This is a genomic window from Methylobacterium sp. 391_Methyba4 (genome assembly GCF_029691625.1).
GTDB classification, from domain to species: Bacteria; Pseudomonadota; Alphaproteobacteria; order Rhizobiales; family Beijerinckiaceae; genus Methylobacterium; species Methylobacterium fujisawaense.
In genome coordinates, this window is record NZ_CP121475.1 from 565,701 (window position 1) to 585,760 (window position 20,060).

12 protein-coding genes and 3 pseudogenes are annotated in these 20,060 nt (G+C 67.9%); 10 read left to right on the forward strand and 5 right to left on the reverse strand.

The genetic code is table 11. From position 1 onward, the window contains the following. Positions 1-19: 19 nt before the first annotated feature. From selB to P9K36_RS02740, 3 genes and pseudogenes are all read right to left on the reverse strand, one after another. Positions 20-1,963 carry a selenocysteine-specific translation elongation factor gene (selB, locus tag P9K36_RS02725; protein WP_043755343.1) on the reverse strand — a complete coding sequence of 648 codons (1,944 nt, stop codon included), beginning with the start codon at positions 1,961-1,963 and terminating at the stop codon, positions 20-22. Between the two features lie 70 nt (positions 1,964-2,033). Continuing rightward, positions 2,034-3,524: pseudogene (locus tag P9K36_RS31010) on the reverse strand (ABC transporter substrate-binding protein). 928 nt (positions 3,525-4,452) lie between these two features. Further along, a complete protein-coding gene (locus P9K36_RS02740; RefSeq protein ID WP_164706413.1) occupies positions 4,453-5,529 on the reverse strand; it encodes a catalase family protein in 1,077 nt (358 codons plus the stop codon). Between the two features lie 167 nt (positions 5,530-5,696). On the opposite strand from P9K36_RS02740, the gene P9K36_RS02745 reads away from it, so the two are divergent. Both P9K36_RS02745 and P9K36_RS02750 read left to right on the forward strand, forming a co-directional pair. After that, entirely contained in the window at positions 5,697-6,278 is a 582-nt protein-coding gene (locus tag P9K36_RS02745) for a carboxymuconolactone decarboxylase family protein (RefSeq protein ID WP_111474281.1), read from the forward strand. Between the two features lie 54 nt (positions 6,279-6,332). After that, a complete protein-coding gene (locus P9K36_RS02750; protein WP_111474280.1) occupies positions 6,333-7,415 on the forward strand; it encodes a catalase family protein in 1,083 nt (360 codons plus the stop codon). Positions 7,416-7,654: 239 nt separating this feature from the next. Here the strand turns inward: P9K36_RS02750 and P9K36_RS02755 are convergent. Then, a pseudogene (locus tag P9K36_RS02755) lies at positions 7,655-7,921 on the reverse strand (integrase core domain-containing protein); the annotation flags it as partial. Positions 7,922-8,181: 260 nt separating this feature from the next. Between P9K36_RS02755 and P9K36_RS02760 the strand changes: the two are divergent. After that, entirely contained in the window at positions 8,182-9,411 is a 1,230-nt protein-coding gene (locus P9K36_RS02760) for an IS110 family transposase (RefSeq protein WP_075380600.1), read from the forward strand. Between the two features lie 95 nt (positions 9,412-9,506). On the opposite strand, the pseudogene P9K36_RS02765 reads toward P9K36_RS02760, so the two are convergent. Further along, positions 9,507-10,247, reverse strand: a pseudogene (locus P9K36_RS02765) (DDE-type integrase/transposase/recombinase); the annotation flags it as partial. 992 nt (positions 10,248-11,239) lie between these two features. On the opposite strand from P9K36_RS02765, the gene P9K36_RS02770 reads away from it, so the two are divergent. From P9K36_RS02770 to P9K36_RS02800, 7 genes are all read left to right on the forward strand, one after another. Next, entirely contained in the window at positions 11,240-11,611 is a 372-nt protein-coding gene (locus P9K36_RS02770; protein WP_124263043.1) for a hypothetical protein, read from the forward strand. A 35-nt stretch (positions 11,612-11,646) separates the two neighbouring features. After that, positions 11,647-12,828: a serine protease gene (locus P9K36_RS02775; protein ID WP_043755352.1), complete on the forward strand. Its 1,182-nt coding sequence runs from the start codon at positions 11,647-11,649 to the stop codon at positions 12,826-12,828. A gap of 285 nt (positions 12,829-13,113) precedes the next feature. Then, positions 13,114-13,710, forward strand: a complete 597-nt coding sequence (locus P9K36_RS02780) for a tetratricopeptide repeat protein (RefSeq protein WP_236961614.1) — start codon at positions 13,114-13,116, stop codon at positions 13,708-13,710. 33 nt (positions 13,711-13,743) lie between these two features. Beyond that, positions 13,744-14,232 (forward strand): hypothetical protein, encoded by a 489-nt coding sequence (locus P9K36_RS02785; RefSeq protein ID WP_278306534.1) that lies wholly within the window; start codon positions 13,744-13,746, stop codon positions 14,230-14,232. A 163-nt stretch (positions 14,233-14,395) separates the two neighbouring features. Beyond that, positions 14,396-15,487, forward strand: coding sequence for a serine protease (locus P9K36_RS02790; RefSeq protein ID WP_278306535.1), 1,092 nt, complete (start codon positions 14,396-14,398; stop codon positions 15,485-15,487). 12 nt (positions 15,488-15,499) lie between these two features. Beyond that, a complete protein-coding gene (locus tag P9K36_RS02795; RefSeq protein WP_043755355.1) occupies positions 15,500-16,876 on the forward strand; it encodes a hypothetical protein in 1,377 nt (458 codons plus the stop codon). Positions 16,877-16,942: 66 nt separating this feature from the next. Further along, positions 16,943-20,053: a virulence factor SrfB gene (locus tag P9K36_RS02800; RefSeq protein ID WP_278306536.1), complete on the forward strand. Its 3,111-nt coding sequence runs from the start codon at positions 16,943-16,945 to the stop codon at positions 20,051-20,053. Positions 20,054-20,060: the final 7 nt, after the last annotated feature.

The window sequence follows — 20,060 nt, forward strand, 5'->3', positions numbered from 1 at the left end:
CACGCCCGTCGAACCGGAGTCACAGGTCGCCCTTCCTGGGATCCACCAGCCGTCCGTCCGCGACACGCGTCGTGAAACCACGGGCGTCGAAATAAGCCAGCACCGGCATGGTCATGTTCCGACTGATCCCCGTCGCCTCGCGGAAGCGGCCGACCGTCAGGAGCGCCTGCGGATGGTCCGCCGCCACCGCGCATGCTCGCGCCGTCAACTCGGCAAGGACGCCCGGCAGCACGTAGTAATGCCCGGATATGCGCCGCAGCCATCCGAGCCGGCCGAACCTGTCGAGATGCGGCCGCAGGGTTTCCGGCTCCCGACCCACCTGTTCCGCGAGGTCCGCGAGGCGCGGTTGATCGAGACCAGCCGCCTCCAGGCGGATCCTGACCGCCTCGTAGAGGGCGGCCTCCGGCGGGGCTAGGCGGACTTCGTGGCCGGGCAGGTGGTAGAGATGCTCCCGCCGAAGAATACGGGCGTCCATGAGCAGCCGATCGAGGGCAACCCGCAGAGCGGGACGCTCCGGCAGCGCCACATGCGCGCCGATCTCCTCGGCCGACAGGCCGGGATTGTCCGGCTCCGACCGGTGTGCGGCGTCGAGACGAGCGACCACGGTTTCGCCGAGTGCTGCGATCCGCGCGCCGGCGTATCCCCGTAATCCGGCCGGCCCCGCTATCGCGACGACGCCGTGCGCGCGCGTCAAGGCTTCCAGGGCGGGCCTCGGGATATTCCGCACGCGGGCGAAATGGTCGAGGTCGACTCCTGCCTCGCTCACGTCGAGGAGGCTGGTGAGCGCCGCAGCATGATCCGGCGTGTCCAGCGCCGCGACCACCGCGCGTCGCCCCGGCGCCCAGGCTCCCCGGCGGGCTCCCTCGATGTCGATGACCCGGCCGCCGCCGAGCGTGCGGGCGGCGGACGCGTCGCGTAGCACAAAGCGGTCCCCGTGCAGCGCGCCGAGGCTGCCGTCGAGGGCGATCCGTGCGTGCGCCGCCGCGCCGGGCTCGACCGCGATTCCGGGTGACAGGAGCACCCGTCCGGTCACGGACGCAGCCCCATGATGAATGTGGACGGGCGTGCGGTGACGCAGCGGACGCGCCTCGCCCGGCAAGACGCGGAGCGCTACGTCGAGATGGCTGGCGGGGCCGTGAAGCTGCGGCGCCAGGATCCAGTCACCCCGGTGGATACCCGCGCGGGACAGGCGGGGACCGGACAGGTTGAGGGCGCAGCGCTGACCGGCCTCCGCGACATCACACGGTTCGTTGCCGGCGCGCAGGCCCCGCACCCGCGCCTCGAACCCGCTGGGGGATACGACGAGATGATCGCCGACCCGGACGGCGCCGGCATGGATCGCCCCCGTGACGACGAGGCCGGCGCCGACGACGGTGAAACAGCGGTCGACCGCGAGCCGGAACTCTGTCCCGGCGGCCCCAGGGGACGGGCTGGCTGCAGCCTCTTCCAGGTACCGGGCAAGGTCGGCGATGCCGGTCCCGCGCAGCGCCGAGCAGGCGATCATGGGCGCTTTGACGGGCGCTTGGAGCGGCGCGTTGCCGGGTGCGTGCGCGAGGCCGGTGCCGGAGAGCGCGACGCGGACCTGCGCCTCGACTTCGGACAGGCGACGGTCGTCGACCCGATCGCTCTTGGTGATGGCGACGACCGCCCGGCGCAGGCCGAGCAAGTCGAGGATCGCGATGTGCTCGCGGGTCTGAGGCATCACGCCGTCGTCGGCTGCGACGACGATCAGCGCGAAGTCGACGCCCGTGGCGCCGGCCACCATCGTACGCACCAGCCGCTCGTGACCAGGCACGTCCACGAAGCCGACGGTTCGGGTCCCAAGACGCGTGTAGGCGAAGCCCAGATCGACGGTTATGCCGCGGGCCTTCTCCTCCGGCAGACGGTCGGCGTCGATCCCGGTGAGCGCCTTCACCAGAGCCGTCTTGCCGTGGTCGATATGGCCGGCGGTGACGACGATCACGCTGTGCTCGCTCCGGATCAGAACACTTTCCTGGGGTGGCGGCGCAGGAAGCCCCGCGCCGCCTGCCGCTTCAACCCTTGATCCGGGTCTCGGCAAGCTCCGACATGCAGGTGTCGTAGGGCGTGAACGCCACGCGGTCCGACACGGCGAACAGCGTGTAGGGCGCGTACAGGAACAGGGCCTTGGCCTGGTCCTGCAGGTAGCGCTCGACCGCCCGCACCACCTCCTCCTGCTGCGGCTCGTGCGGCGTGTGCAGAAGCTTGTCGTAGAGGGCGTCGAAGTCCGGATCCTCCGGACCCTGGCGCAGGGTCGCGTCCTTCCCGAAGAACTCGCGGTGGACGCAGGCCACCGGATATTGCGGCGTCCAGTCGAAGTACCATTCGAGCTTGACGTCGAACTCCTCCGGCGGCTCCTCCTTGGCACTGACGAACCGGCAGCCGAGCCCGATCTTCGCGAGGCACTGCCCGATCGCCGCGACCACGCCCTTCCAGGCCGGCGAGGCGACGAACACGAGCTCCCGCCCGCCGATCCCGGCAGCCTCGAGGGCGCGCTTGGCGGCCTCGGGATCGTGCGGGAACGGCTTCATCTCCGGATCCGCCCCGTAACGGCCGGGCTGGATGAATGCCGGGATGACCGTGCCGTAGCCGTGCGCGCCCTGGTGGAGCACGAACTCGCGGTCGATGGCGAGGTTCAAGGCCCGGCGGGCCTCCGGGTTGCGCCAGGGTGAGTCCGGACGATTCTCGTTGAAAACGCCCGTCAGGATCGTCTTCGCCTTCTTCGTCTGGATCTTTCCATGCTCGCTCGCCGGGAAGGCGTGCGCCTCGTCCGGTGTCAGATCGAAGACCACGTCGACCCGGCCGTCACCGGCCGCTACCGACTTGATGCCCTCCGCCTTGCCGATCACGTTGTCGTAGACGATCCGGACCGTCGGCTTGCGGTCGGGATTCCAGTAGGTCTCGTTGGGCTCCATGACCACGCGGTCGGAGCGCGAGTCGATCAGCGAGACGCCTTCGGTAAGCACGAACGGGCCAGTCCCCCACGGACCAGGCGCGTCGATCACTCACCAATGGCCTTCGGCCGATCCCGTCTTCGGGTCGACGAAACCCCATTCGTTCCAGAATCGTGTCGAGGGCAGATGCATGCCCCGCAGCTTCATCAGCGCTGCGGAGTCGCCGCCGGGGAAGCGCATCCGCACGGTCCGGTCGTCTACAACCTCGCAGGTGACGTCCCGGGCGAAATTAAGGAAGGCGCCCGGCGGGTGCGGGTTGGTCCATTCCTGGACCTTGTCGAAGCCGAGCTTGAACATGCCGGCGTTGAAGGGCTCGCCATCCTGATAGACGGCCTGCCGCATGGTGAGTTCGAGCGTCTCGCTGTCGAGCCAGCGCCAGGACTCCGCGAGGCTCGGCTGGCCGATGCCGTCGTGATCGACGCGGTTGGCCTCCTCCATGGTGTTCCACGTGATGGAGAGCCAGTTGACCGGCGACGGATCGACCACCGTCACCGTGTTGTGGGGTCCAAAAGGCTGTCCGCCGACCGGATCCCCCGTCGCATGTGCGTCCATGTCTCCTCCTTGTTTCCATGCTCCGCATCACGTGCGGGCACCGTCCGGAACGGTTCGAGCCGGATCAGGAAGAAAGATAGCGCGCTACCGCATTGCCCTCAATCGATCCGCTTATACCAGATGGCTGGATCGCCGCTCTGTAGAGGAGGGCAGGTCTCTTAGGCCGGTTTCCGGGTTCGCGCGCTTGGCCGATTCTGGCGGCCGCGATGTGACCGGGCTGAGAAGACGGCGACGGCTGTCCGCAGGGCCGACATGCGTCGGTAGGGGCGCGTACATGTTTCCGGCGACTCTTCTTCGGGACAGACCAACGGTTCTGGGCGAGCTTTCATCCCAACACAGAACTCGGGAAAGTGTCTCCGTCGGCTAGAGCGGCGTGGATCCGCTTTGGAGAAACCGATCGAAGCGACCACCATGAACAAATTTCGGTTCTCTCCACGGTAACCGTACCCCGCGGGGCTGAACTCGATCCCAGCGTCGAATAGTATATTTTGGCGTGCAACTCTGACTCTGATGCACTTTCGCTGCTCATCCAGGCCTTGGGCCAGCGATCGTGGCCGCACCACCTCAGCATAGCTGCCGCGGTCGCAGGGACTGATCTGGATCGAGGCGGTCTCCTTCAGCCAAGTCTGCCCGGCAGCCGACCGCGGCCCGGAAGAGGTCCATGACCACGATGTCGATGGGCTCCCCGGTGGCCGACGGGCCTTGGACCTCGCCGGTTTGTCTGCCCTGGAAACGCGGCCGCCCTCGACGACAGGCCACCACGCAGGTCTGCGGCAAGCGTGCGGATACCCGCGGGGCCGCGCACCTCGAAGTCGAGGCTCGGGTCGGGTCAACGAGATCAGGTGCGATGTTGCCATCCCACCGAATCTCGTTGCGGTCGCGGACGCTTCAAAAAAGGCGCGGACGAGCCGCGCCCTATCATCCATCATCAGCGCAGCGCGCCGGGCTCGTGGATCGGGCAGCGGTTGAAGCGCTCGCGGAACTCGGCCGAATGCCGGTAGGGGGCGTTGCGGGCGCGGTTCACGTTGCCGAGCGGCCGATGCGCGGCGAGCCCGGTCCAGACGCTGAAGCGCATCTCCTCATCAACCGCCTGGACCCTGTCCGGGTGCCAGCTGTCCTGCGGCTGGACACGGACGACGCCGACCCGCTGGAACGGTGCCTCGTCCTCCTTCCACTCCACTGTCGGATCTTCGACCGGCTGGCGTTCGAGGTCGCGGCAGAGTTGCACGCGGAACTCCCATTCCCCGGCGATGCCGGCCATCTCGGACTGGACCGTCTCGCGGATGGCGTTCGGGCGGCCGGAAGCGTCGATCTCGGTGCCGGTGAGGGCGGTCAGGGCCGGGGCGACGGGGACCAGCGAGAACTTCGCGATATAGTCGCCGTACCGGAACGGGGTCAGGCTGTTATAGGTCTCGCCGAGCGGATCGACGTTGGGGGCTCCGCCGAGGGAGCCGATGGTGGGGCTGTCGATACCGACCGCGTGGAGGGCCTTGTTGACCCCGCGCAGCACGGTGGAGGCGGCGACCTTCAGCCCCTCCACCCGGTCGGTCGTGCCGGCGAGAAGCTTCAGGCTGCCGAGGAATTTCTCGGCGTTCGGCGCCTGGAACACCGTGCCGTTGACCATGATGAAGTTCTGCGTTGTCCCCTCCGCATCCGGGAGACGCTCGCCTTCGACGTCGAGGACCTTCAAGGCAATGCCCCTGGGTAGGGAGACGGCGTCAGGCAGGATGTCACCGGCGTTGGTCGACATCCGCATGTAGACCTTGTGCTCGCCCGCTCGAGCGAACAGGCCCTGGGCCAATTCGGGGGGCAAGTCCGCATCGATCGTCAGCGTACCTTCGAGGATGCCGTGCGATTTGGCGTGGACCGAGCGCACCGCGTGCCCGGAATCCTCCGCGACCCTGGTCAGGATCTTGTCGAAGGCTGCGTTCAGCTGTTCGATGATCTGCCCTTCGTCTGGCCTCACCGCCTCGACATCGGGACTGTATCGCACGGGTGGTTGCACGGTCTGTCTCCTGCTGTCTCCTGGCGACGGCCGAGAGAGAAGAGCCACGGGTAGCTGACGTTCCGGATTGCGCGACATTCAATCGCCCATGAACGAACTATGGAACGTCCGCCGGGCGGATGGCTTATCGGCGGCGCGGCTTGCCAATTCGCGCCGGAGCTATCGCCTTGCGCCTGCCTCCCATCCCCCCGAGTGAGCTCGTCAACAAGCAGCGCGATCTCTGCGACACGCTCAGGGCCGGCATCGCCAAGCAGTTCCAGGGATTCCAGACGGCCAGGGCGGACGGTGCGCTCCTCGGCCCGTTCAACCCCTGGCTCCACGAGCCGCGGATCGGCAGAGCGGTTTGGGAACTGACCGAGGCAGTTTCAGCCTGCGGCGCCCTGCCGGACAACGCACGACAGGTTGCCATCCTGGCCACTGGCGCCCGGTTCAAGGCCGCCTTCGAACTCTACGCCCATGTGAGGATCGCCCGCGACAAAGGCTTGGCCCCGGACAAGATCGCCACCATCACGGCCGGTCAGCGCCCCGCGGACCTCTCGCCCGACGAGGCGGCCGTTTACGACGCGGCCACCGCGCTCAACGCCGGCGGTGTGTTGCCGGGGCCTGTCTACGCCTGTGTCCAGGCGGCCTTCGGACCCCGGGGCATCGCCGAGTTGATCCAACTCGTCGGCCTCTACGCGATGGTGTGCACGACGCTCAACGGCTTCGACGTCCCCATCCCGGACCAGCAGGTCGATCCCGCGCCCTGACCGCGGCCTTCGTCAAACACTCCCAGAGGCGAGCCACACGCCGAGGAGACGCTCATGACCTACCTTCGCTATGCCCTCGACATCGAGACGCCGGCGCCGGACGAGCAGACGTCCATCGACGGCATCATCCAGGGGATGACCCAGCAATCGCAAGTCGTGGAGAAGCGCCAGCATCACGCGGTGCGCGCGAGCCACGCCAAGAGCTCGGCCTGCGTCGTCGGCGAGTTGGACATCCCGGAGGGCCTGCCGCCCGAACTCGCGCAGGGTCTGTTCGCCAGGCCGGGGACACACAAGGTAGCCGTGCGCTTCGCCCAGGGGCCGGGCGAGACTCTGGGCGACCGGGTGTCCACCCATCGCGGCATGTCGATCAAGGTGTTCGGAGTCCCGGGCGAGAAGCTGCCCGGCCACGACGTCGACACCCAGGACTTCGTGCTCGCGACCGGCACGACCTTTCCGTCCGGGACGGCAGCGGGTTTCCTGCGTGACGGCACGGTGATCGGCAAGGCGACCGGACTGCCCGAGGGTGTGAAGAGTGCGGTCGCCGCCACCGCACGCAACCTCAACCGGATGTTGCATGCCTTCGGCACGGAGAGTGCCATGGCCGACTTTCTCGGCCATCCCTACAGCCATCCGCTCGCCGACAGCGACTTCAGCCAAGCCCCGATGCGGTTTGGCGACTACGTCGCCAAGCTCGGCGCGGTCCCGGCTTCGCAGGCGCAGTGGGACTTGGCCGAATGGCGGCTCGACCCGCACGGTGACGAGGACGGTTTCCGCCATGCAGCCGCGGCGTTCTTCCGCGACCACGAAGTGGTCTACGAACTGAAGGCGCAGCTTTGGGCCGATGCCGAACGCCAGCCCATCGAGGATGCCTCGGTGGACTGGCCGGTCGCGATCAGCCCGTACCGCACGGTGGCGACGCTCCGGCTGCCGCGCCAGGATGCCTATTCCCCCGAGCGGGTACGCTACTTCGATGAGGTGATGACCTTTCGGCCCGCGCACAGCCTCTCGGAACACCGTCCGCTCGGTTCGGTGATGCGGGCACGGCTCCAGGTCTATCGGGCCCTCAGCGATTTCCGACATCGCGCGAACGGTGTCACCGCCGAGAACACGGCCACGCCGGACAGCATCCCGGCTTGAGCACTTGCCGCCATGCCGGAACGCGGGGTCGCGTCAGCAGTGAGTCTGCATTGAGAAGCATGGGTGCCTGAGTTGCTCATCCGCAAATCGGCGACCATTCGGTGGAGCTGGGTTCACCGAATACCTGCTTTCAGGATGCTTGCTTCTTCAACGGAATGACTGGGTTGCGTCGGGAGAGATCGTCCGCCTTTATGGCGAGCCTTTTCCGAACCAGGCATAACGCTCACAAACTGACTACGTCACGCCGGTAGGCCGGCGCGCGCAGGACTGTATGGTCCCGGAATGTGGTGTGACGGATCGAGCTTGAAGCGTTTGGGCTGTTTGGTCCAGACCTGAAGGACATGCTCGTAGGGCGTGAGGCCACAAAGGGTCTTCAGCCGACGGGCATGGTTGTAGGCGTCGACGAAGAGCTGCAGGTGCGCCCGGACCTGTTCGTGCGTGTCGTAGTGGTAGCGCTTGACCGTAGCGTCCTTAATGGTGCGGTTCATCCGCTCGACTTGACCGTTATCCGGTATGTACCTGTGCGGTGCCTTCTCGTTCCGCTGTTCTCTCCGGAGAACGGCATTATGGTGAGCCCATCTGGGACGCGGGGCACCGGGAGCACGAAGGTGCGGGCAGGCCGTCGATAGACAGTGGGCTGAGAGCCCGAACTCGTTACATGGCCGCCCCTTGCGACTTTCCCGGATGCGCTGCGAGCGCGGATCAGTAGGTGTCGTGTTGCCCGCCAGCTCCCGTTTTTGTCGACGAACCATCATGGGGAGTGGGCATGCGGATTATCGGACTGGATATTCACCGCGCCTTCGCGGAAGCGGTAGCGTGGGATGATGGCAAGCTGAGGCGGCTGGGTCGCGTCGACATGCGTCGCGATCTTCTGACCGCCTTCGCTGAGCAACTTTCGGCGGATGACGTCGTGGTGGTTGAGGCCACTGGCAATGCCTCGGCCGTTGTGGCGGTTCTCGCGCCGCACGTGAAGAAGGTGGTGATCGCCAACCCGATGCAGGTGCGGATGATCGCGCATGCCAAGATCAAGACCGACACGATCGACGCCGGCGTGCTGGCGCAGCTCTACGCGAGCGGGTTCCTGCCGGAGGTGTGGGTTCCAGACGAGCCGACCCAGGCGCTGCGCCGGCAGGTTACCCGCCGCAACCAGATCGTCCGGCAGCGATCCCGGCTAAAAAACATCATCCAGTCGATCCTGCACAGCCACCTGATCCCATCCTGTCCCCACGCCGACCTCTGCGGGGCCAAGGGCCGGGCCTGGCTCGTCGAACAGGTCGTGCCAGAGGACGAACGGCTCGCGATCGAGCGGCACCTGCGCGAGTTTGACAGGCTTGGCGAGGACCTGAAGGTCATCGAGCGCGATCTCGCCCGTTCGGCCCTCACTGACGAAAGCGTCAAGCGACTGATGACGGTCCCCGGCATCGACATGGTGGTGGCGCTTGCGTTGACAGCGGCCATCGGCGAGGTGACCCGCTTCGACGAGCCGCAAAAGCTTGTCAGCTACCTCGGTCTGAACCCGAGCGTGCGGCAATCAGGACCGGGACCCGCGCACCACGGCCGGATCACCAAGCAGGGTCGCGGTCACGCCCGCGGCATGTTGGTCGAGGCCGCCTGGGCCGCAGCCCGCGCTCCAGGCCCACTCCGAGCCTTTTTCCTGCGGGTCAGGGCGCGACGCGGCCAGCACGTTGCCGCTGTCGCAACCGCCCGCAAGCTCGCGGTCGTGATCTGGCATCTTTTGACCAAGAGCGAGAGCTACGTCTGGGCCCGCCCCTCGCTTCACGCGAAGAAGCTTCGCGATCTTGAGCTGAGGGCCGGCTACAAGGCGGCTCGCGGTCAGAAGGGGGCAGCTCACGCCTACAACAGCAAGAGCCACCGCGATGGGGAGCGGCGCTGGGTCGAACAGGCTGAGACGGTCTACGCCCGCTTCGTGACGGGCTGGAATCCGCAAGGGCCCAAGAAGGTGCGCACGGGCGCCGCAACTGAGGTGCGCCGATAGAGGCTGCGCGGCAGGGCTCCCACCTCACGCCCTGCTCTTCGCCACGCGGTCGCCCGTGCGCCAGCCGAAAATAGCGCAGATCTACGAAGAAAGCTCTTGTCGATTACATCAGTGGTCCAGGGATGGTTGGGCTTGGTCAGGCGATGCGCGATGCCGTGCTCATGGCAGACGCGGTCGAACATGTGCCGGATGTAGAGGGCAGTCGGGCCTGCGCGGTTGCGCGGGGCATGGCAGAATTGCACCCCGTTGTCGGTCAGCACCGTGTGGATCTTGTACGGCACGAACGCGACCAGCGCGCGGAGGAAGTCTGAAGCGGTGTCGCGGTTGGCCTCCGTCTCCAGCTTGGCGAAAGCCAACTTCGAGGTTCGGTCGATAGCCACAAACAGGTAGAGCTTGGCTTCCTCCGTCCTGACCTCGGCGATGTCGATGTGGACGTAGCCGATGGGGTAATCGGCAAAGCGCTTCCTCTTGGGCTTGTCGCCCTCCATCTCGGGCAGGCGGCTGATGCCGTGCCCCTCAAGGCAACGGTGCAGCGACGAGCGGGTCAGTTGCGGAATCGTGGGCTGCAGGCCGTAGAGGCAGTCGTCCAGCGGCAACAGGGTATGCCGGCGGAAGGCGACGATGGTCGCCTCGTCCTCCAGTGTCAGGACCGTCGACCGAGCTTCTTTCGGCCCCATGGCGGCATCGGCCGTCGACTGCCGTCCGCGCCATTTCTGGATCGTCGTCGGGCTGACGCCGTGGCGCTTGGCCGCCGCTCTCACACTCTCTTGACGTAGCTGTATTGCGCGACGGATCGCCTCCGTCGTGCGGGCGCTGCCGTGGAGAATTTGGCCCATAGCCCATCCCTCACCGCATGGTGGTCAACCGTACCACCACATCGCGGGATCAAACACCTAGCGGGAACACCTCCGCCTCGTAGAGCATCACCCCGTCTCGGGGCGACATCGGCGAAGAACGGCTGTCTTCGAGCCAGACGGTCGTTCACGTCCTGGTCGCTTGCGCACGATGACGTTGCGCGGCATCGCCAGCCCCTTCGTCACCGTCAGCACGCTGCTGCCATGTAAGCCCCAGCGCTCCGTAAACCGACCTTATGCGACGCTCGATTCGAGTTGGGAGCGTCCGTTTAGAGGGTGCCGTCACAGCCCGTTGAATGGCCGGGATAGGCGCAAGGGCGAACGACCGGTTTCGCGCGCGATGGCGGTCAAGTACGACGGAGACTGGCCGCAAGTGGAAGGTGTGCTTTGAGATAGATCTGCTGTAAAGGCAGACGGGCCCGTCACCAACCGACTGGCGCGCTGAGCGGCACATTAATTTCATTCAATGCAGTAAATCTGCAGATGTAATCCAATCATATTTCAAAGTTATCTAAGAATGTAAATTCTGAAAATATTCATAAGCCGATCTATTAAATTTTTCCATCTTGACCGAAATCGAAGATAGATCAAAACTCGACAAGAAAAAATAATGACTTGATTGGAAGCTCGATCGAGTCGTCGTTGCCTTGAATCCGACAAAAATCTCGCCAGACAAAATATTATATTTGGATTTACCAAAACTCAATATCCAGAGTTGTTTTATAGCATCAAGGTCGCTCAGATTCGGGGCAATTTTGAAATATACAAAGGTTGACAGCCTGTGGAATATCCCTCCCGGTTGCTCGCCCCGTCTACGTAACTTTCCGTTGCCCTTTTTCAGGGCCAGGCAACCTAAAATATGCAAAATGCGATCGATCCCCCTTCACAGCGCCCTGAATATGGCTAAGCTTAGATCAGGACGCGGCCACTTCTGAGCCTGGTCTGTAGAGGGTGAGTTGATGCGAGGGCGTTTCTTGTTGTCGGCCGGCGCGGCTGGTGCGATCATCGCACTGGGTCTGGCTCCAGCGCCCTCCCACGCGCAAAGCGCGGGCGCCGTATTCGGCGGCTTGGCTGGAGGCGTCCTCGGCGGCGTCATCGCCGGCTCGATTGCCGCGCAGGCGGCGCGTGAGCGACCCGTCGTCGTTTATGCCCCGCCGCGCCGTACCGTCCGTGTCATCCATGAAGTGCGGCGCGTGCCAGCTCCCCGGCGGAAAGTAGTCCGTGCGAACCGTCAGCCCATGCAGCCCGCCGCCGGCCCGACGGGGGCGCAGGTCGTGAACGCGTCCGCAGATCCCTTCGCCTCGCCGCGGGGCAATGCCACGACCTCGATCAACCAGACGCGCTGAGAGCCACTTCCAAGACGCACGCCGGATCGACGCGCATGTCTCGCATGAAGGTTGCCTTCGCTGTTCTGGCGGTCGTCGGCGGCGTGGCTCACCCCGCCGCGGCCTCGCCCGCACCACCGAAGCTGACGGTCGACAAGAGCTTCGGGAAAGTCGCGGGCTGGTCCATCGGCTACAGCGAGAGCCTCGGCGGCTGCCTGGCGGCGGCGAGCTACGGCGACGGGACCACGCTGTGGTTCGGCTTCAACGGCGCCCGTGGCGCGTCGTACTTGGCCCTCACCAACGCCAAGTGGCGCTCGCTGGAGGTCGGCGGGCAGTACGAGCTCCGGATGATAGCGGGCCGCCAGAAGTGGCAGGGGACATTCACAGGGTTCGAGCGCGGGGACGCGCACGGGCTGTACCAGTCGGGGCTGAAGGAACGCTTCGTGGCCGACCTGTCCGCGTCCGGCAGCATCAACGTGATCTTCCAGGGACGTCAGATCGCCGTCCTGTCCCTCGTCGGATCCACGGAGGCCTTCGACGCCGTCATCGGCTGTCAGAAGGACGTGACGACGGCGGCCGCAAAGGCGGAGCCCGCGCCCGATAGCCCGCGCAAGCGCGAAGCCGGCATGACCAGCACCGGAACCGGCTTCTACGTGTCGGAACGCGGGCATCTGCTGACCAACAACCATGTGGTCGAGGCGTGCTCGGATATCTCTGTGCAGCAGCCCGGCCATACCGCCCTGCGGGCCCGTCTCGTGGCCCGGGACGCCGCCAATGACCTCGCGGTGCTGACCACCGATTTCCCGCAGAAAGCGGTGCCGCCGCTCTCGATTCGCGCGCGGCTCGGCGAGAACGTCTATGTTTACGGCTATCCCCAGAGCAATGTCTTGGCTTCGACCGGCAATTTTACCATCGGCAGCGTGACGGCGACGGCGGGTTCAGGCGACGACACCCGCAAGATTCAGATCTCGGCGCCGGTCCAGCAGGGCAATAGCGGCGGCCCCGCCCTCGATCAGTTCGGCAACGTGATCGGGGTGGTGCAATCGAAGCAGGTCGCGTTCGCCTCAGGCGATGTGCCGCAGAACGTCAACTTCGCAATCAAGTCGACGATCGCCCTCAACTTCCTCGAGGCGAACGGCGTCGAGGCGCCGATAAACGTGCGCATGACGGACCCAATGGACGGAGCCGCGATCGCCGAGAAGGCTCGCGATTTCACGGTCCAGATCACCTGTCATTGAGGCCGGCACGGCCGCAGCCGCATCCACTTGCGGCCGCTGCAGGTTTCGGCGGCGTCGTACCACGATGGGAAGCCCCGGGACGTGTGTGGCTTCCTCGCCATGGCGTGCGGCAAACACTCTGAGTTGCCTTGTACAGGCAGCTGCGCGACCGCTTTAACCACTTGAGATTGTATATGCGTTAACCCGCAAGCGCTTAGGTAGAAGCAGCAATCGTGTTCGAGAGACACTCTAGTGCTAGCCTTGAGCAGATCTAGCAGAAGCAAGCTAGTATTCACGATAAACCTTGTGTCCTCCGTGCTGAGCGCTGCGATGTCCTGCGGCGCGTCATCTGCACGCGACGGCGATATGGGTTTGGGGGTTATCCAGTCCTGCGACCATCTGGCGAGCGCTCCGTGGGATCCAGACGCCCCCGACGCACAGCGGACCGTCAACTTCCGGGATCTGCGCGCCAGCGCGGCCGTCGCGGCGTGCCGGGCAGCAATCGCTGAGGCCCCGCGCCTGCGTCGCCTCCACTTCCAGCTCGGACGCGCCTACGACCGGCAGGGCGCAAACCACGATGCCTTCGAGGCCTATCGGCGCGCGGCCGAACTGGGCAGCGGTGCAGCCAAGGTCAATATCGGCATCCTCTATCAACAGGGGCGCCGATTCGAGAAAAGTGATGCCAAGGCGCGCGCTTGGTTCCGCGATGCGGCCGAGACAGGCATTCCGGAAGGGATGTACTGCTACGCGGTCGCCCTCGACAACGGGATCGGTGGCTCTCCGGACGCGGCGGCGGCCAGAGCCTGGTACGTGAAGTCCGCCGAGCGCGGCACCACGAAGGCGCGGGACGCGCTCGTGCGCCTTGAACTCGACGGCTCCGGCACGGGCGTGCGCTGTGATTAGCCGGCGGCCGCAGGCAGCGTGGGCGGTGCGGTCATGACCGGCGCCACGCGCTTCGTCGCCAGCCGGACGCTGACCGGACTCGATGCGGTGCGCCTCGATGACCGGCCGGTCATCGAGGCGTATGACCGGCTGCGGCGGCTCCTGCGCCAGCACGGCGGCGACGCCGCTGCCGAACTGTTCGCCGAACCGGTCATCTCGCGCAGCAACGGGGCGGCCGCGGCACGCGTTGACTGGTACACGAATCTCGAGGGCGCGATCCGGCCGCTCGCCGACCTCGATCCAGACAGTGCAGCCCGCCTCAGGCACCGCCTCGGGGCCGCGCTGGCGGCGCTGGAGCCGGTGCTGCGGGACCGCGAGGCGGGGGCGTTCACGGCGGCGTGCCTCAACCTCGCGGGACCTTCCGCCGTGCTGGCGGTCGGGGACGTCCCGCTCCTCGTCGACTGGGGATTGCTTCCTCAGGGATTGGCCGCGGACGAGCGCGGACGCACCCGAACACCTGCCCTATCCGCCGATCAGCCGTGAGGACTGGGCCGCACGCTTCAAGCCGACGGCTTCAACCAGCCAGGATCCGTCGCCCGGACCACGGCACGGGATCGCCGCGCGGCCGGCCTGGCGCGGCAGCATCGCGCCGGTCGTCGCCGCCGGGACGGCGGCGGCCCTGGTCGCGCTCTCCTACGTGCCGGGCGTGCTGGTCTTCCCGCCTCTGCCCCGGGTGGTCTCGGCCGAGTCCAGGGCCTTCCAGACGGCCTGGCTCGACGGCCTTCGCCGCCGGCGCGATGCCCTCGCCGCGGCGGAAGGCTTCGCCTGCCCCCGTCTCCGGACGGAACTTCCGGGCCTGGTTCCGCAGAGCCCTGCGGGTGTGCGCCTGCCCGCGGATCCGGCCGCCCCGCCCGCGGCCCGCGCCGCCGTCGAGCCGTCAACGTCGCCGGCAGAATCCGTTCGAGCCGGCACGCCGGCCACCGACGGGCTCATCGACCGGCTGGAGCGCAGCACGGTCCTGGTCCTGGCCGGCGACGCGACCGGCTCGGGGTTTTTCATCGCGGACGATCTCGTCGTCACCAATCGCCACGTCGTCGAGGGCGCCGCAACGCTGATGATCGCCGGGCGGCACGCCGGCGTCGTCCCGGCGACCCTGGTGCAGGTCGGCGCTCCGGGTACCCTGACCGACTTCGCCCTGCTGCGGGTCCCGCCGCGCTCGGGGGGGCGGCCCCTCGCCCTCGCGAAGCCGGGCCGGCCGCTGACGCCGGTGGTCGCGGCCGGGTTCCCGGGCCTCTATCTCGGCACCGACCCGACCTTCGCGCGGCTCCGGGACGGCGACGCTGCCGCGAGCCGCGACTTGGTCCCGGTGGTTCAGACCGGCGTGGTCAACCATCTGCAGCGCTACGACGAGGCCGCAGTGACACTCGTGCTGCACGGTGCTGAGATCGCACCGGGCAACAGCGGCGGCCCGCTCGTCGACTATTGCGGCCGCGTCGTCGGCGTGAACGCCTTCGGCCGCACCGATGACCGGATGCCGGTCACCGCGCGCTACGCCCTTGGCGCCGACGGTCTCGCGGCGTTTCTGGCAGGCGCCGGCGTGACCGCGGCTCTCGATGACCGCCCGTGTGATCTCCAGGCGACGCCCCGCCCTGCAGTGACTGCCGCGGCGGAGCCGGCCGAGGCTGCCGCAACGACGCCGGCCCAGGCGCCAGCCGCACCGGCGGGTCAGACGGCTCCGCGGCCGGACGCGCGAACCGCCCCTCGGCCGGGGCGCGACGCCCGCCCGCCGGCACGCTGAGGGGCCGTCATCATGCCAGCGACCACAAAGCTCACCGAGACGCCGCGCCTCGGCCTCGACCCGGTCAATCCGAAGCTCGCGCAGCAATACGAGCAGCTCGTCGACCTGTTAGCGCGCCGTCTGAGTCCGGCGCATGCACACCTGTTCGCCGAACCGGCCCCCGTCGCGGTCGCCGGCACTGGACGTCCAGGCTTCGCGTGGTTCGCCGCGGTCGACGGTGACGCGCGGCCCGTGACCGCGCTCGATCCCGTCGCCGCCACGACCCTGCGCGAGACCGCGGCCCGTCTGGTCGCCGAGATCACCGCCTTCGCGGATGGCCTGGAGCGCGAGGGCGAGGCCTCGCGTGACCTTGCCCGTCTGCTGCGGGACGCGCTCGTTGTCCCGGACGCCGACCACCTGTGGTCGGTCGACGGCCAGCCGGTCCTGGTGGCCTGGGGCTACCGGCGCGCCGGCTCGGACGGCCCGGCCGTCGCGCGGGGCGCCGCGATCACGGCGAGCGCCGCGGCGGTGGAAGCGCCGGCCAGCCCCTGGGCGCCGCCGCCGGCGCCGCCTTCCGACACGGCCGGAGCGCCCGCGCCGCGGCCCGGCGTCCGGCTCGCGCCCACGCGGCGGCCATGGCTCGCGCCGATCCTCTGGCTCGTCTTCGTGCTGCTCTGCGGCGTCTTGGCGGATCGGCTCCTCCGTGCCTGCGCCGTCGGCAGCGGCGACTGGCCCGCCTGGATGCGCGCGGCGCTGCCCGATCACTGCCCGGCACCGTCGGTGGCCCTCGATCCCGACGGCAGCGCGATCCTCGCGGCGATCCGGACCACGGATGGCGCCGTGCGGGCCGCCGAACTCGCCCTCACGCGCCGGGCGCTCACCTGCGATGCGAGCTGCCCGGTGCCGCCGCGGCGAGCCGCACTCGAGGCCCCGCAGGTGATCCCGCCCGACCTCGCGCGGCGTCTCACCGGCATCGAGCGCGGGCAGGGTCTCGAACTGACGCTCGCGTGGGAGGGCGCGTCCGATCTCGACCTCCAGGTCGTCTGTCCGGACCGCACGCGCATCAGCTTCGACCACCGGGCCTCCTGCGGCGCCCGCCTCGTGGCCGACCAGAACGAGAAGGGCGGGAGCAGCGCCAGCCGGCCGGTGGAGCACGTGATCTGGGACGATGCCCCCGCCCCAGAGGGCCGCTACGGCGTCGAGGTCGGGCTTTTTGCCCGTCACGGTGAGGCGAGGCCGGAGATCCCGTTCCAGATCATCCTGTCGCGTCACGGCGAGGTCGTCGAGCAGCGCACCGGCCGGATCTCGGCGGAGAGGGTCGCGCAGGCCGTGCTGTCCTTCGACCTGCCGATTCCGGCAACGCCGCAGAGCGGGCCCCAGGCCCCGACCGGGAACGCTGCTGTGCCCTGACCGACCCGACGCCAAGAGTTGCTCCCTGACCCGCCGTCCCGCGTCACACGAGACCCGCCACCCGCGATGTTCGTCGATCCCGTCCCCTTCGGCCCCACGATCCGGCTGGTCCCGCACAGCGGCGTCCAGTTCGTGGAATACGCCTTCCACATCGACACGGTCGGCCGCCTGTCCCGCCGCTTCGTCGAGCGCGCTGTCTCAGGCTCGCCCGGAGCCGACGGACGCCGGACCTACCGCCTGCTCCCGACCTGGAACGAGGACGACCCGGGCGCCGACGCGGTCGAGACCGCGCAAGGCGACGACCGGGAATACGCGGTCGGCGAGCGCGGCGCCCTCGAGGTCTTCCTGGAGAAATGGACCCCGGTGCCGATGCTGCGGGTCAAGGCCGGAGTCGAGGGCGGCGAGGAACTCGACCTCGGGCCGACCAACTGGGCGCGCGTGCGGATCGTCGAGGTCGCCGACCGGGCGCCGGACAGCCCGATCAGCCACCGGGTGATCTTCGCCTTCGACACCGAGCTGCTCGAGCGGCGCCCGAACCGGCCCTACACGGCGCCTTGCCTGGAGGATGCCGCCAACGAGCACGAGTTCCGCTTCGCCCACCGCTTTCGCGACATCGGCTGGTTCCTGGGCGCGGCCGGGGAGGACGAGGAGACTCGCCGGCTGACGGGCTTCCAGGAATGGGTCCCCGCGTGGCTGATGGAGCAGTTCCGCGAGTTCAAGGCGGCGCAGCGGCCCGATCGCCCCCTGCGCGACACGGACTTCCCGAATGCGCTGGAGCATTATGCCCGGTATCTCGTCTTCCTCGAATACCTGCAAATGGCGGTCCGGCCCCGGACCCTGCGGCTGACCGATACGGTGACGGCCGAGCCGGCGATCCGGCCGGTCACGGTCGACCTGATCCTCGATATCGGCAACAGCCGCACCTGCGGAATCCTGATCGAGTCCCACCCCAACGAGGACCGGGTCGATCTCAACAACTCGTTCGTGCTGCAGCTGCGCGACCTGTCCGAGCCCGAGCAGGTCTACACCGAGCCGTTCGAAAGCCATGTCGAGCTGTCGCACGCCCGGTTCGGCCGCGATCACCTCTCGCGCCTGTCGGCGCGCCCGCGGGCGTTCTTCTGGCCAAGCCCCGTCCGGGTCGGGCCCGAGGCCGGCCGGTTCCGCGAGCTTGCCCAGGGCACCGAGGCGGTGGGCGGCCTGTCGAGCCCGAAACGCTATCTGTGCGACGTCCGCCCGGTGAACCAGGAATGGCGCTTCCCCGACCGCGACTACGGCGCCGACGGGACGAGCCCGCTGATCGACCGCACGATCCGGCAATTCGTCAACAGCCGCGGCGACGTCATCGCGCAGCTCGACGCCGACAGGAAGCGCTACGGAATCCGGGTCCTGCCGGACGACCGCGTCGGTGCCTCGCGCCTGACCTTCTCGCGCTCGTCCTTCTTCACCTTCATGGTCGCCGAGGTGATCTGCCACGCCCTTTCGACCATCAACAACGCCGGTGTGCGGGAGCGGCGGCGCACGAAGGACGCCCCACGCAAGCTGCGCCGGATCATCCTCACCCTGCCGCCCGCCATGCCGGTCCAGGAGCAGCGCCTGCTCCGGTCCCGCGCCGAGGGAGCAGTCAAGCTCATCTGGCAGCTCATGGGCTGGGCCGACAATCCGCCCCCCGGCCTGACCCAGCCCGAGGTCCACGTCGCCTGGGACGAGGCAAGCTGCGTCCAGTTCGTCTACCTGTACGGAGAGATCACGCAGAAGCTCGGCGGCGCGGTCGACGGCTTCCTGCGCCTCGTCGGCCGCCCCCGGCCCTTCGCCGAGCCCGACACCACGCCCGGCCCCGAGATACCCCCGGAACCATCGGTGCGGATCGCCAGCATCGATGTCGGCGGCGGCACCACCGACCTGATGATCACCACCTACTACGCGGAGGGTAACCGGGCGATCAAACCGGTGCAGAACTTCCGCGAGGGCTTCCGGATCGCCGGCGACGACATCCTCAAGCGGGTGATCGAGCGCCTCGTCCTGCCCACGATCGAGGCGGCCCTGCGGTCGGCCGGGCATCCCGACCCGCACGCCCTGCTGCTGGAGCGCTTCGGCGGCGACCGCGCCAACATGGCCGAGCAGGAAAAGCATCTGCGGCGGCAATTCGTGTCGCGGGTGCTGGAGCCGATCGGCCTGCGGATCCTCGGCGACGTCGAGGCGGGCGCGGAGATCACCGCGCGCCCGTTCGCCGAGTTCTTCCCCGAACGCGGCGGCCGGATCCTGCGCCGCGCCCTGCCGCAGCAGCGCCTGCTCGACTTCCTCGAGATCCCAGCCCGCGCGGGCGGCGCGGCGGATTTCGCCCTGACCGACTGCGTCTTCGAGAGCCGGGCCGACGTGGTCGGCGCCTGCGTGGTCGCGACGCTCGACCTCGTCCTCGACAACCTGTGCGAGGCCGTGCACGCCCTCGACGTCGACGTGGTCCTGCTCTCGGGCCGCCCCTCCCGGCTCCAAGCCTTCGTCGACTGCCTCGTCGACAAGCTGGCGGTCTCGCCGGACCGAATCGTGCCGCTCCACCAGTATCAGGCCGGCACGTGGTACCCGTTCCGGGAACGGGACAACCGCCGCATCGGCGACCCCAAGACCACCACGGCGGTGGGCGGCATGCTCTGCGCGCTCGCGGAGGGCCAGCTCACCAACTTCACCCTGTTCACCCGCCGCCTCGCGCTGCGCTCCACGGCCCGCTACATCGGCGAGCTGGAGCTGAGCGGCCAGCTCCGCGACGCCGGCCTGGTCTTCCGCGAGGTCGATCTCGACGCCCCGGCCTCGGCCCGGCGCCAGGGACCCGCGATGAGCGCGAAGCTCCGGTACTACGCGCCGATGCGCCTGGGGTACCGGCAATTGCCGGTGGAGCGCTGGATCGCGACACCGCTCTACCAATTGCGGATGCGCGCCGGCCAGGAGGCGACGCAGCTGCGGCTGCCCCTGGAGATTACCTTGGAGCGCAGCGGCGACGGCCGGCCCGACGATGAGGGGCCGGATGCCCTGCTGCGCTCCGAGTCGATGAAGGAAGAATTCGAGATCACCGACGCCTACGACGCGGGCGGTCTCGACGTCAGACGCAAGATCGAGCTCGTGCTCGATACCCTGGCCTCGGAGCAGGGATACTGGCTCGACACCGGCATCCTTGCCCTGGATTGAGATCAAA

Coding starts and splice junctions, on each gene's coding strand:
- P9K36_RS02750 (WP_111474280.1), top strand. CDS start 6,333: ATGACCTACCTTCGCTATGCCCTCGACATCGAGACGCCGGCGCCGGAC.
- P9K36_RS02785 (WP_278306534.1), top strand. CDS start 13,744: ATGACCGGCGCCACGCGCTTCGTCGCCAGCCGGACGCTGACCGGACTC.
- P9K36_RS02795 (WP_043755355.1), top strand. CDS start 15,500: ATGCCAGCGACCACAAAGCTCACCGAGACGCCGCGCCTCGGCCTCGAC.
- P9K36_RS02800 (WP_278306536.1), top strand. CDS start 16,943: ATGTTCGTCGATCCCGTCCCCTTCGGCCCCACGATCCGGCTGGTCCCG.
- P9K36_RS02760 (WP_075380600.1), top strand. CDS start 8,182: ATGCGGATTATCGGACTGGATATTCACCGCGCCTTCGCGGAAGCGGTA.
- P9K36_RS02775 (WP_043755352.1), top strand. CDS start 11,647: ATGTCTCGCATGAAGGTTGCCTTCGCTGTTCTGGCGGTCGTCGGCGGC.